The following is a 13180-nucleotide window of genomic DNA, read 5'->3' as shown; positions in this document are numbered from 1 at the left end:
GCCTCGGCAGGGCCAAGCGCGTTCACAGTTCGGCACCCACGGAATCCGAGGCTAGGCCCAGTTCCCCGCGCACCGGCTGGTGACCGGGAATTCGAACGACCTCGCCCGCCGCCCCGTCGATCTTCATGCAGGAAAGATTTGCAACAGCCACGAGTTTGTACGCGGCGAGCTCGATACCGAGAACGGCAAGCGCGAGGACACGGATCACACCGACGTGGGTTACGAGGAGAACCGGTTCTGTCTGCGAACCTGCATCGGCTAGGAGTGGTGCGACGCGGGCAGCCAGCTCCGCGAGCGTCTCGCGTCCAGCGAGTTGGAGAAGATCCGGACGCGTGTTCCAGAGTTGGAATTCGCGCGGGTGCCGCAGCGCTATCTCGTCCTCGGTCATACCCTCCCAGGGACCGAGGAGCATCTCATCGAGGCGGCCCTCGTCTCGCAATGGGATTTCCAGAGCGTCCGAAAGGATCGCGGCTGTCTCTCGGGCTCGGGCGACCCTACTCGTCCAGATCGCCCCGAGCCCGACGCCCCGAAGCTGTTGGGCGAGGCGGGTGGATTCGCGGCGCCCTCCCAGAGTGAGGGGCTCCGCGCCCATTCCAGCGTACCGGCGATGAAGATTGGAGACGGTTTGACCGTGCCGGACGACGTAAACCGGCGTCGCTAGGAAACGGGAGCCGGTTCGCCCGGAAGCAATCCCCACCCTGCTTGCAGCGAGCCTCTTGTGGTCGGCGTCGGGGCCAGTCACTTGTCCAACCTCCCTGTTAGACCTGTGATCTACGCTTCGAGGACTCACACCTTCCGCGCAGAGACGAAGTAATAGAAGCCCAACCAGTCGGCCACCCAGGACCCATCCAGCCGGGCACCTACCTTCGCGAATGCTCTGTTGATTCCATATTCGTTTTGGTGCAAAAACGCGATCCGCTTCGAAAAGAGTTGCCGCGGCGGAAATACACCGGCTGGGAAAACTCGAACCTCCCGAAGCACCGTGAAACTGGATACGAACGTTTCAATGCTCCTTCGGCTGAATCGGCGCTCATAAATCTCGTTGTTTCCTGGCCCATTTCCGCCCCTGTCGAGGGCGCGAAGCAGGGAGAATTTTCGCGGAACGATGTCCGAATAGAAAACGCCGCCGGAGCGAAGAACACGAAGCATCTCGGACACCACAGGCGTAGGGTCCCCGAAGTGCTCCAGCAAGCCTGTGCTGGTCACGAGATCGTAGGATCCATCGGCAAACGGAAGCCTGCGGCAATCAGAGCGAACCCAGGCCGAATCGAGCGCCTCGGCTCGGAACCGGTCTTGCGCCAGATCGAGGGCTGACCGGGCAAAATCAATACCGGTGGTCTTCCACCCTAATCGAGCGAGCATTCCGAGCAACCGCGCTGAGCCGCAGCCCACTTCCAACGCCGAACCTCCTGATCGCGGAATGATCGGCCGCAGGTAGCCGAACTTGACTTCATCCAGGACATCCCACAGGGATCTCCGCTGGAGGCCCCGGGTGAGTCTGTCCCGCTGCCACCGGGCATCCCAATTCGCGGAATCATTCGAGAGGCGTCCCGTACGCGGGCTTCTCATATGCGTGAAGCCGAGGCTACGAGACTCATTCCCCGGTGACCGAACCAAGGAAGCCGCCGGAGGAACTGGAGGTAACGAGCCGCAGCGAATTGAAAGGAGAGGCTGCCGACATATGGGTTGATAATCCTGGTCTCGTCCACCGAGAAGCCAGCCCCGTTCAAGTGGTCACGCAGATCGGCTTCGGAGAAAATGTGGCGATGCGTCGGATCCTCGAACCATTCTGGATGCGGGTAGTCGATATTTGGCGTAACGATCACCAGCACCCCTTTGGGCTTGAGGACGCGGTGCCACTCCGTGAGCACGCGTTTCGTATCGTCGAAGTGCTCGATCAGATGTTGCGCGACTACCTTATCAAACCGTCCGTCAGGAAACGGAAGAGCGCATGCGTCGCCCTGAAGCAACCTTGCTCGAGAGTTCCGTCGGCGTGCCAAATTGACGGAGGTGCGGAGCCAGTCCACACCCACTACATGGCAGGATCCGTGAGCAATGAGGCGGGAGAGAAGGGCGCCACCCCCGCATCCCACTTCGAGTATTTGGTCACCCGGCTCCGGGTCCAGCAAATCCGCGACCGCTGCGATCTCGGCGAGCAGCGTTGGGCTTGCCTCACGCTTGAGGTAGTACGGCGCGTCGTAGGCTGAGACGCTCGAAGTTCTACCAGACACGTTCATTCGCCGATCGCCTCGGCTCCCGCGCTGATCTCCGGCTCCTCTTGGCAGCCCGCCCCGATCCTTCCATTCGTCACGGGATGCCCCTTAGGCAAAGACTTCCCGCGCACGAGGGCAGCGACAAGGTCGAGGTACTGAGACGCCACGCGGTCCCAGTTGTATTCACCATGAATCCGTTGCACAGCGGCGAGCCGATAGCGGTCCGCCAGCGCAGGCTCCGCATCGATTCGGGATATCCTCTCGGCCAAGTCCCCATCCTTCTTCTGCCAGAAGAGTCCGTACCGATCCCCACCGAGCATCTCTCGACTGAACGGCGTGTCCAGGGCCAAGATGCAACAGGAGTTCGCCAGGGCCTCCAGCATGGTGGGATTCGTACCGCCCACCGAGTGGCCATGGATGTAGACGTAGGAATAGCGATAGAAGGCGTAGAGAAGCTCAGGGTCTGCAATGAACCCAGCGAAGCAGACGCGGGGATCCTTTACTCCTCGGATTTGCCCTTCATACGCGGATCTGTAAAAGTTGCCGCCGAGGATGACCAGCGATCTTCTCGTACCCGCACGAAGGAACTCCTCGATGACGAACAGGGGATTATTCTCAGGAACGAATCTGGTGACCAGCAGATAGTACGACCCAGCCTCGATCCCATATGGCTGTAGCAGCGAGTCGCTGATGTCCTGGACGAGGCGTGCCCCGTACGGTATGAACACACCGGTCCGCCCGTACCGATTCCCGTAGACGCGTTGGATCTCCCGTGAGTCAGCAATCAGCTCATCCGCAGAGCCCGCGCTGACGTGGGCACCAAGCTCGAACATTCTACGCGCGGCCCACCCCCACTTGCCTCGCTGCCATTCGAGGCCGTCCAGGTGCATGAGAGCCCGGCACCCCGCGGCCCGAATCCACGGGACCAGACAGCCCAGGCCGGTGTTGAAGAGAACGATCGCGTCCGTTGCGGATCGCAACGCGTCGGCCACGCTCAGCACGCCGTTCGTCATGGTCCCGAAGTTCTTCGACTCGATCCCCCCGACATAACGGAGCCGGACACCGTTCACCTTCTCGGTGAGAACTCCTCGCCCGTACAGGTGACGCCTGCAATAGACCGTTACATCACAGCCTGCCGCCGCAAGGCGTGGGGCGAGCTCCGTCACCGCGGTCTCAAACCCTCCGAAAACGTGAGGCCCCCAGTTCATCCCCTTCGTGCCGATAAGCGCAATCTTCATACGTGCCAGCCGGTCCCAGGCTCTCCTTCCGGTGGGCTCAGCGCCCCGCAGGCAGCAGCCTCCGCACGGAACGTCGCCATGTGTTCGGTCATGGTTCGTGCCCGTTCGTCCCACGAAAACTCCGACTCCGCTAGCTCCGGCACGCGTTCTCCACGCTCGATGCACCTCAGAATCGCCTCCGCAAACTCTTCCGCAGAATTCGCGACTGATAGAAATCCCAGCATCTCGTTCGCTCCGTTACCCGCGGTTGAGACCGTGGGCCGCCCCGCAGCTGCATACTCATAGAGCTTGATGCTGTTGCCGCCATGGGACTTTTCGTCTCGTACGTACGGCAACATGCAAATATCGCTGGACATGACATACGCTGGATACTCTTCATAATGAATATCGCCAAGATAATGAACGTTTTGAGCCCGCTTGATCTTCCCCCACACCGCTCTATCAATAATTTGGCCAGCCACGACAAACTGAATCTGCTCGAGCCGACGCGCCACGTCGTTGAAAAGATCGACGTCGAACAAATGTGTGATCTTGCCTCCGAAGAACGCACGTGGCCTTGGAATCGCCTCGAACTCTTTCGGTTCCCTCAAGGAACCCCGGAATCGATGGGGATCGACTCCATTCGGAACCACAGTGCACCGACCAACGGCAAACTGCCGTTCGAACTCTATGCGGTTGTTCTCCGAGTTGGTGAACCAGAGCGGTGCAATCTTAGCGAAATCGGCATAACTCCTCCTGACATGGCCACGCTCATTCCGTGCAAGGGGGAGACGAAGCCAATTGTCCCATGCGTCAAACACGACCGGAATTCCCCGCGCGGCCAATTGCATGGCGAGCCTGGCGCTTCGGACGTTCATAGTGACGGCGATCGCTCGGTCCATCCCCAGCCTTCCAAGAGCCTCAAAGAGGCCCAATGTCATCTCCGTCGAGCCATAGGCCTTGTAGAACCAGGACCTGCCGTTCAAGACCTGTCCGACGAGCCCGGGGTCGAAATACTCGAAGACGTAGCAACCCCGGGGATCGCGGAAGACGTGCCACTTCGGTCCCCGAAGGATTACGTTCCATCCGGGATCTCGCGCCTCCCGATGCCTGGCGAGCTCAATGCGTGTAATGGGTCGACTTACGACCAGAACGTTCTCAAAGGCACGGCCCCGTGTAAACGCCTCGATCAAATGTGCATCGCGGGTGCGAAATCCTTCGCGCGTGCACTTCCGCCAGTCATGAAATGGAATGAGTATCAGATTTCGGTACATCGCCCCTTCGTTCCTGCTACAAGTCCCATGATGAAGAACGTGATCGCATTCGCGGGGAAACTGTCGATTCCGCTGCCTGACGCGCCCTGTATGATGAATACGATGAATAGGCAACCGGCCAGACCGATGAGCGCCTTCTCCGATCTACTCGCAGCGGCCTGATATCGGTGTATCGCAATTCGGATCCAGGAGATACAAAATAGGAGAAAGGCCAACAGTCCGACAAGCCCGAGCTCGAATCCGATTTTCAGAAGGACGTTGTGGGATGCGGGGAGATAGACGGAGCCTGAGAAGTAGGAATCGAGACCGTCGCCCGCGCTGCCGGCACCATACCCCATGAGCGGGCTCCTCGCGAGCTCAGTGAGCCCCGCATCGTATCCCTCGAACCTGGCATACGCTCGGTCCTCTTCCAGATACCGTAAATCCAAAGATCTCGCAACCTGTCCCGCCACCGGAGTCATTGAAAGAGACATCCCCACCAAAGCGAGTAGGATGATGCTCGCACCGGACCTCAAAATCCATCCGTGGGCCCTTAGGATCATCGCCGGGGCCACAGCTGCCAGCACAAGCCCAGCGACAATGCTTACGCGCGTCAAGCTCGCAACGATTGCCGCAACGCCGCCACAGATCACGACCCACACCCAGGGAGCGGCTGTGCGTGTCGCCGCGAGATAGAACCCCAGGGCTACAGCCACATTCCCCATGAACCCGAGCGCGAACGGGCTGCCAAGTAGTGACGTTGCTCGGTAAACACCGAACACGTTGTATACAGCCTCGCCAGCCGTGTTTTGCTCCGGAATCTGGAGGTCGAATGCGGTTGGGGCAAGAAATTGCTTCACGCTGTAGAGGCACAGTGGAACGGTCGCTAAGGCGAGAATGTGAATGAATCGCTTTGCGGTATTGGGACTCCAGCCCAGATAGAGACCAACGAGGGCCGGAGAAATATACAGACACGTCTTGCGAAAGCCCTCTAACCCAGCTCTCACGCTTGGGACGTTCGGGTTCCCGATTTCCAAGAGCCCCGTGACGAGATATGCACAAACTGCCAGGAACAACGGAATATTTTCACGACGAATCGGTCGACGCTCGACCAGCTCCCGGGCCATGAGTAGAAGGAGGATCGAAGCGAAGGCGAAGTCTGGGATAAGTAGTGCGTACCTGTTGTGCAGCACGTATTTCAGTCCGGTGGAGTACAGTGCCGCCAGGAACGCAAGGCTTACCAACGCGAGATACGTCATTCGCCTCCCGAGGCTCCCGCAATCGATTCTTCACGTGATTCCCCGGAGCCGCATAAGCTCCTAATACACTCCTCATGAAATCTCGCAGCCGCTCTCTCTGTCGAAAAGTCGAAGGACGCACGGCGCCTTCCCGCCTCGCTGAGTTGCTCCCTAAGTTGTGGGTCGTCCAGCAGCCTTGCCGCGGCGCCGGCTACCTCTTCGACTGACGTGCCTAACACACTCAGCCCGGTTTCCCCGTGCAGGACTGCGTCGAGGCTCCCTCCCTGGCCCCCGATCGATGGCCTTCCGAAGAGCGCGGCTTCGAGGAACACAATGCCGAACCCCTCGCTCCGCTCCCCGCCGCGGCTATACTCTACTCGGTTGGGCAGCACGAAGAGGTCGCAGGCGGCGTAACAAAGACCCTTCGTCGCTTCGTCCACCGACCCCAGGAACTTCACGAGTCCGTCGAGTCCTAATTCAAGCGCGATTCCTTCAAGCCGAGGTCGATCAGGACCTGCCCCAATGACCAGGTACTGAAGTCCGGGGTACTGCTTTCGAAGCAAGCTGGCGGCTCGTATTGTCGTATCAATACCTTTGTATTGCTGCTTGAGCACGGCCACGCTCAACAGAACCCGCGCATCCGCGGATATTCCGAGGCGTGCCCGAGCTTGGCGCTTGGAAATCTGAAGCGCATCGCTAAAGGGTTCCGCATCTACCGATGGCGGTATCGTCGCAATGCGCTTTGAGGACACCCCAAGCCGTTCAAGCAGCGTTCGCGAATAGGAACTGATCGTGACTACCTGGTCGGCCTGCCGAAACACCCAGCCCTTCACGCGCCACCACCGGCTGGTCGTGATTTCCATTCCGTAAGCGAAAATGATCAGCCTCGCACCGAGAAGCCGAGCGGCGATCAGCGCGGGAATGGCCGTTTGAATCTGCTCTGCCACGATGAGTCTGTAACGCCGCTCGCCGGCGACGTGTCGGACGGTGCTGACGATCAGAGGCAGTATCGCCAGCTTGCCGGTACGCAGAAATGCCGAGTACCGCCCTGTATGGATGACGCGGAAGCGCTGCCCCCTTTCCGAATCGCTCATCTCCGGCTCCAGGTGCCTGATGACCACAAGATCCTCCGGGGGCACGCTCGAGAAAAGCCGGCCGATGTAACGCGCGATTCCACCGACCATTCGCGGATAGTCGCGCGCGATGAGCAGGATCGGCCTAGTCATCGCAATTCCGCCGGATCCATTCCTCGATCACGTAGAGAATCCAGAGGCGCATGAACTCTTGGTGATGCATGCGCTCTCCCGTTGAGTAGGCGTCGAGACTCACCAGCGCCCGCTTCAGCGCCGCCTCCTGGAAAATTCCTCGCCCAGCCGCCCTCTTGCTTGCGACTACTTCCGTGACTATATCCCGGAGTCCCGGCTCTAGAATCCAGCGCTCGAGCGGCAAGCCGAAGCCGCGCTTTCGGTGGCGAAGTACGTGTTCAGGAAGCCGACCCCTCATTAGCCTATGAAGCAGTCTCTTCCGATTCAGATCTGGCATCTTGATCTCGTCTGGGACGCGCACGAGATACTCGACAAGCTGGCGGTTCAGGAACGGCGCGCGTATTTCCATGCTGAACCGCATGCTCATGACATCGATCGCTGGTAAGAGGAGCGGTCCTAGATATCGTTGGAGCTCCATCCGCGTTACGTGGCTCATGGTTCTGCCACACCGGTACTCGCTTTGGGGCAGAGAATCGCGTAGGAGAGGTAAGGCGGACTCCTCATCCAAGGCGCCGCGAATGAACTCAGGAGTGAAAAGAGTAGCCAACTCGTCGAAGGTATAGATCGCCCGCGCTACATCGTACTGTGCCGCCGGATCGGTCAGGCCGCCTGCCAGGTACCTCATGACGCGGGCTGGCCACGAGGTTGCAGTTGAAATCGGCTCGTTCCTGGAACCATTCCAACTGGGCAGAACCCCATGGAGTGCTCTCAACTGCTCCAGGAGCTTAACGTAGCGAAATGTTGAATACCCGCAAAAGGCCTCATCCCCACCCACCCCGGAGAGCGAGACTGTGAATGCGTCGTGCGCAGCCTTCGCCACGAGATAGGTGTTCAAACCGTCTGCCAGGGGTATGTCGAGCGCGTCAAGAAACGTCGGAAGCTGCATGAGAACATCATCGTGTTGGATCCTGACCGCCGTATGGTCAAAGGCAAAGAACTTGGCGCCCTCCGCGGCGAGGGCGGACTCATCGTAATCCAGGTGGTCAAAAACCAAGGAGTACGTATGCAGGGGTCGCTGACAGTGTTCCCTGACGTACGAAGCGATGGTGCTCGAATCGAGCCCGCCACTATAGAACAGGCCAACGGGAACATCGGCCACCAGCTGGTCCCGAACCGATTCGCGGAGCAGATGATCTATTGTTGAGATAACTTCTTCTTCTCGGGTATCTGGCGGGAAAGGCGAAAGTTCCGATGCCTGCCAATAGGATGTCTCCTGACCGGCGCGACCGTCTTTCACCACTAGGTAGTGAGCGGGCTTCAGACTTCGAACCCCGCGCACAGGTGTACGACCAAAGGTAGGACAGCCTAACCAGGGTACGCCGAACAACCCGGCAGGGCTGAGGGATGGCGCCGCCAATCCGGCGTGGAGCAACGCCGCGACGGAGGACGCGAAGCCGACATACTCAGGTCCCTCGCAGTAATACAGAGGCTTTTCGCCGAAACGATCCCGGGCGATCAGTAGGGATCCATCACACCTGTTCCAAAACGCGAACGCGAACATGCCCTCGATGCGATCGAGAGCACCGACTCCGTAGTCTTGAAGCAGGTAGAGGAGCACCTCGGTGTCCGATTGCGAATGGAACCTGTGGCGGCATTCAAGGTCCCGCCGGAGCGATCGATAGTTGTAGATCTCGCCATTAAACACGAGCTGCCGTTGGTCTCCTGCAGCCGCCATCGGCTGACTCGCACGTTCAGAGAGGTCGATGATCCGGAGTCGGTTATGCCCAAGGAAGCAGAGCGCGTCCTCGTACTCCCCGTACGAGTCCGGTCCCCGGCTTTCCTGAACTCTCCGATAACTGCGCAGCCGCTGCCGATCGAATCGGGCGGCCCCTTCACCCACAACCCCGAAGATTCCGCACATTCACGTTTGCCCTACTGAGACCGCGCCCAATTGCGTGCGCGCTGCAAATCGCCCGCGCGCCCGATCCCAAGTTAAATCCAGTGCTCTCCGTCGGCCCGCCGTGCTCAAGGTTGCCCGCAGGGAGTCGTTGGTCCTCAGCTCGGCAAGTCCGGAACTCCAATCACCCGGGCTGAATGGATCATCGACATAGAGGACCGTGTCCCCGGCAAACTCCACAACCGGCGGGATGCGGCTCGAGAGGACGGGCACACCCGATGCCATCGCCTCGAGGACGGGTATCCCCCATCCTTCCTCTACGGACGGAAAGGCGAGGATATCGGCGGCCCGATATAAGTCGGCCATCTGGCCTTCTGAGAGCTCCTGCAAAAGCATCGTCGCCTGCTCCATCTGATTCGCTCTGAGCGCCGAAGAAAATCGACTCCGACCCAGGTCGGACTGGGATTCCCCCGCCTTCACGAAGACAAGATCACCATCCTTCTTGCGATACTGTGCTAGTCCCGCGATCAATGTGGGAAGGTTCTTTCGTCGCTGTTCGGAGCCGACATAGAGCACCACGAGCGAGGATTTCGGCAGGCCGAACGCTTCACGGCAGGCTGCCTTCTGGTCACCGCTGCCGGGACGAAATCGAACCGCGTCCACCCCGAAGGGAATCACCGATACCCGATCCGGATCGATGTCGTAGAGTCCTATGATTCTCTCGCGGGAATACTCGCTGATGGTGACGACCGTTTGAGCGGACCGGACATTCTCCATGGCCTTCCAGGTGGTCCGAACCTGTCCGGAGGTCAGGTTTGATTCAGGACAGAGGATGTCGATCAGGTCGAAGACGACGACCGTTGCGGTCTCGAGCCTCCTACGCGAAAAATGCGAGACGAACTGCTGCCCTCCGAGAACCCAAGGTCGATCGGCGATGTCGTCCAGGATCCGCCCGTTTCGGATTGGAGCCAAAAACTGATGCTCCAACCTTCTCAGCACCGCGGGTGCAGCCACGCCTCGTCGCGATCGGTAGATCAACTCCTTGAAACGCACATACCTGCCATCTCCCTGTAATCCCCGGAAATAGGCGCCCATACCGGACGGAGGTCCGGAGAGCAACGGCCAGAGCGAGACAAGCGGAATGGACCCGTTCGATTCCAGGGCACGTGGCGGAGTCATGATGCGAAACTCTTCACGCGGCGAATCCCACGGGCCGCCTGGGCGATGAGCCCAACGCCACCCCGAATGACATTGTCGGCTTCCCGGCAACGGAGCGCGTGGGCCACCGCGAGGTACAACGCCGCCCCCACACTTCCGCCGGCGACGAGGACAAACAGCCGTGCCCATCCCGCCGCGGAGGGATCCATCCGGCTTGTCTCTGCGGCAAGGGCGATCCAGAACAGGGTCGTAGGCACCGCCGCAAGGCCACACCGGCCGAACTGTGCGATCAGCCAAACACGCCGGTATTGCGGCGCCAAGCTCGAGACTGCAAACGCGAGCGAGAGGCCACCGACGAGAAAGAACGAGCCAGACCGCGCCAAAGCGAGCCCGGGAAGGCTGAACAAGCGGCCGAGCGCTGGCGCCGTGATCAGGTAAACGGCGAAGGCAGCACACTCAATGATCAGGAGCATGCGGGGCATTCGTAGCGCGTAGAAGAGTCGCTGACAGAGTGTGGCCAGGGCGAGCGGGATGATGCCGAGCGAATAGGCCGCGAACGTCGCGGCAGTTGTTCCGACATTCTCGCCCGAGAATTTTCCATAGCCATAGGCTGCGGCCACGATCGTTCGGCTGAACACAAGCGCGCCGATTGAAACAGGTATCAACACGAGGATCGCCAGATCCACACCGCGGCGAAAGCTCACACCAAGCTGATCCATCTCTCCCCGGCTGGCAAACACGGAGAACTCCGTGTGCAGAACCGTGGCAATGGATCCGGCTACAATAGATGCCGGGAGAACAAAAAGCCTCATCGCATAACTCAGCATCGAAAGCGCTCCAGGGCTGAACCCCGAGGCGAAGACCCGCTCGGCTGTAAGAGAGAGATAAGCCACAACGAGGTACGCAATTGTGGGCGCAGCCATCCCTGCGAATGCTTTGACCCCCGGATGCCCAATCCTCAAGCGCATCTTGTACCGCACTGCCCTCGAGAACGCCATCCAGGCCATGACCGCGAACTGTACCAGCGCACCAATGGCAACCCCGAGCGCAGCACCCTGGATTCCTCCCCAGTGCGCAGACATGCAGATCGCCAGGACGGTGACGACGTTACCGATACAGGGAGCGACCGCCACGACGCGGAAGTGCCCAAACGCGTTCAGCACGCCGGCGAGAATTGCGGCGACGCTGAGGAACAGCACCGACGGATTGAGGACCCAGGCGAGGTCTACCGCGAGCCTGTTTGTGCCGGACGCGAAACCGGGGAAAACCAATCGAATCCAGAAAGAGGAGGTGAGCGTCAACGCGAGCGTCAGGATCAGGAGGATGAGGGAGGTAAGATTCAGCAATGTGAGGGCTAACTCACGCGCTTCCGCATCGCCCTTCTGTCGATACTCCACCAGCACAGGCACGAGGACGGCCGCACCGGCCCCGGATGCAATGATCGTGTAGAGAGTGTTCGGGATGAACACGGCCCCAAAGAACGCATCCGTGGTTGCGGACGATCCGTAGGAAGCCGCGAGGGCAATCTCTCGGAGGTAGCCGAGGACGTTGGCCAGGAGTCCAAAGCCAGCGACCGTCGTGAAAAGTGCGATAAGTCCTGGACCGCGGCGAGCCGCGACTTCTGCGCGCGCTTCCTGGCACGCGAATGGGCTCGTGGGTCGAATAGCGAGGGCGCCCGGCTCTCCAGATTCGGACAAATTCACCTCACACCTGGGCGGCCGGTACAGATGGAGATGCCGAGTCACGATGTACGCGATCCTCGGGTTGACCGGGCCCCTTCGACCGAACCATCGCGAACCAGGATCCGCCCAAGATCCCTATAAGAACGCCGCCGGCTGCCATCATGCCCCGTTTGGGGGAACTCCTGGAAACGGGTGGCTCAGCCGGATCGAGAACGCTGATGAAGGGCAAATCTTTCCGTTCCTGAATCTTCGCGACTTCATACTGTCTCTTCAACGTGATGAATACTTCCTCCTCTGCGCGGAGTAAGCGGACCAGTCTCGTATCCTCCATGAGTAGCTGAGGGGAATTGCCGATACGCAAGTTCTTCTCCCTGAAGCCGCGCAGTCGTTCCTCTGCGTCTCGAAGGGATTGCTCTGTATCCAGAAGCCTTCCTTCGATAAACACTCGATTCGCGCTCGCCTGGGAGGTAAACGCAAGGACAGTAAATTCTTGCAGCAGGGAGTCCAGCTTGTTGGCGATGAATGCCGCGATCTCAGGGCTCTTCGCGCGCGCCTCGATGGTGAGTACCCCGGTGCGTTTATCGAGAGAGGCGGAAACCATCCTCCTCACATCTTTGAGGGCCTTCTCCCAGGATTTTCTATCACGGCTGGGGCCGCTCAGGACCTCGAGAAGAGGTTTCTGACGCGCATCAACCGCGGGGGGACACGGCGTATTCAGAACCTGCCCAAGAAGGCGCCTGCTTCTGACGATTTCGGGATACATCGCAGGCGAGTTGGAACGAGAGGAGGGCTGAATCCCTAAGTCCTCCAATCCCGTGCCAAGCTGCCCAAGCAAGGACAGCTTTTCCTGATTCCCAATGGGAATTGCTATCGTCGTTGCCGAGTACGATGGGGGCAGGAGGAAAGAAGCGAGATAGAGAAAGATTCCGCAGACAAGCGCGAAGCCCACGACATTCCAGCGTTCTTGATAGACCGGCCGCAGGTATTCGGAAAGCAAGACCGCGTCGGGGGATCGCTCGACAGTCCTCACTCCTTCGTCGCCTCGGGGGCGAGAAGGGTGGGAATCGCGATAACCACGTGGAAGTGGTGCGGAAGGAACTTGGATTCGTGCTTCGTCTTACGCTCCCTCCCTGATCGCGCAACGATCGATCCCTTAAACGCGCAAGATGGCAAGAATCGCCGAGAGGTGAATCCCGTCAGAGCTATACCACGGTCCCGAACCGAGGTCAACCGGTCCGGCACAAATTTGGCCGCCCCACTGGACTTCGGGGTTGTCGGAGGCTGGTGCCTCAAGCACAATGCCCGAGTGGGGCGGAC

At 59.8% G+C, this 13180-nt stretch carries 11 protein-coding genes; all 11 read right to left on the bottom strand.

What is annotated here, in order from left to right:
- Positions 1 to 22: 22 nt before the first annotated feature.
- From E6K76_01095 to E6K76_01045, 11 genes are read right to left on the bottom strand one after another with little or no spacing between them, the layout of a single operon-like run.
- A complete protein-coding gene (locus tag E6K76_01095; GenBank protein ID TMQ60622.1) occupies positions 23 to 994 on the bottom strand; it encodes a histidine phosphatase family protein in 972 nt (323 codons plus the stop codon).
- Positions 787 to 1569 (bottom strand): class I SAM-dependent methyltransferase, encoded by a 783-nt coding sequence (locus E6K76_01090; protein ID TMQ60621.1) that lies wholly within the window; start codon positions 1567 to 1569, stop codon positions 787 to 789. Before E6K76_01090 ends, E6K76_01095 begins: the two co-directional genes overlap by 208 nt.
- Positions 1566 to 2237, bottom strand: coding sequence for a methyltransferase domain-containing protein (locus tag E6K76_01085; protein TMQ60620.1), 672 nt, complete (start codon positions 2235 to 2237; stop codon positions 1566 to 1568). The genes E6K76_01090 and E6K76_01085 overlap by 4 nt, the downstream gene beginning before the upstream one ends.
- On the bottom strand, positions 2234 to 3451 hold the full coding sequence (locus E6K76_01080) for a glycosyltransferase family 1 protein (protein ID TMQ60619.1): 1218 nt from the start codon (positions 3449 to 3451) through the stop codon (positions 2234 to 2236). Before E6K76_01080 ends, E6K76_01085 begins: the two co-directional genes overlap by 4 nt.
- A complete protein-coding gene (locus E6K76_01075) occupies positions 3448 to 4704 on the bottom strand; it encodes a glycosyltransferase family 1 protein (protein ID TMQ60618.1) in 1257 nt (418 codons plus the stop codon). Before E6K76_01075 ends, E6K76_01080 begins: the two co-directional genes overlap by 4 nt.
- Positions 4689 to 5942 (bottom strand): O-antigen ligase family protein, encoded by a 1254-nt coding sequence (locus tag E6K76_01070; GenBank protein ID TMQ60617.1) that lies wholly within the window; start codon positions 5940 to 5942, stop codon positions 4689 to 4691. Before E6K76_01070 ends, E6K76_01075 begins: the two co-directional genes overlap by 16 nt.
- The gene (locus tag E6K76_01065; GenBank protein TMQ60616.1) at positions 5939 to 7147 is read right to left on the bottom strand and encodes a glycosyltransferase family 4 protein; all 1209 of its coding nucleotides are present in this window, start codon (positions 7145 to 7147) and stop codon (positions 5939 to 5941) included. The genes E6K76_01070 and E6K76_01065 overlap by 4 nt, the downstream gene beginning before the upstream one ends.
- On the bottom strand, positions 7140 to 9047 hold the full coding sequence (gene asnB, locus E6K76_01060) for an asparagine synthase (glutamine-hydrolyzing) (GenBank protein TMQ60615.1): 1908 nt from the start codon (positions 9045 to 9047) through the stop codon (positions 7140 to 7142). The genes E6K76_01065 and asnB overlap by 8 nt, the downstream gene beginning before the upstream one ends.
- On the bottom strand, positions 9048 to 10370 hold the full coding sequence (locus E6K76_01055; protein TMQ60614.1) for a glycosyltransferase family 4 protein: 1323 nt from the start codon (positions 10368 to 10370) through the stop codon (positions 9048 to 9050).
- Positions 10199 to 11938, bottom strand: coding sequence for a murein biosynthesis integral membrane protein MurJ (murJ, locus tag E6K76_01050; protein TMQ60613.1), 1740 nt, complete (start codon positions 11936 to 11938; stop codon positions 10199 to 10201). Before murJ ends, E6K76_01055 begins: the two co-directional genes overlap by 172 nt.
- Positions 11886 to 12968: a hypothetical protein gene (locus E6K76_01045; protein TMQ60612.1), complete on the bottom strand. Its 1083-nt coding sequence runs from the start codon at positions 12966 to 12968 to the stop codon at positions 11886 to 11888. The genes murJ and E6K76_01045 overlap by 53 nt, the downstream gene beginning before the upstream one ends.
- Between the last annotated feature and the right edge of the window lie 212 nt (positions 12969 to 13180).

The organism is Candidatus Eisenbacteria bacterium (genome assembly GCA_005893275.1).
Classification (GTDB): Bacteria; Eisenbacteria; RBG-16-71-46; order SZUA-252; family SZUA-252; genus WS-7.
Note: the sequence above shows the minus strand (reverse complement) of the source record. Positions and strands in the feature narration are given on the sequence as shown.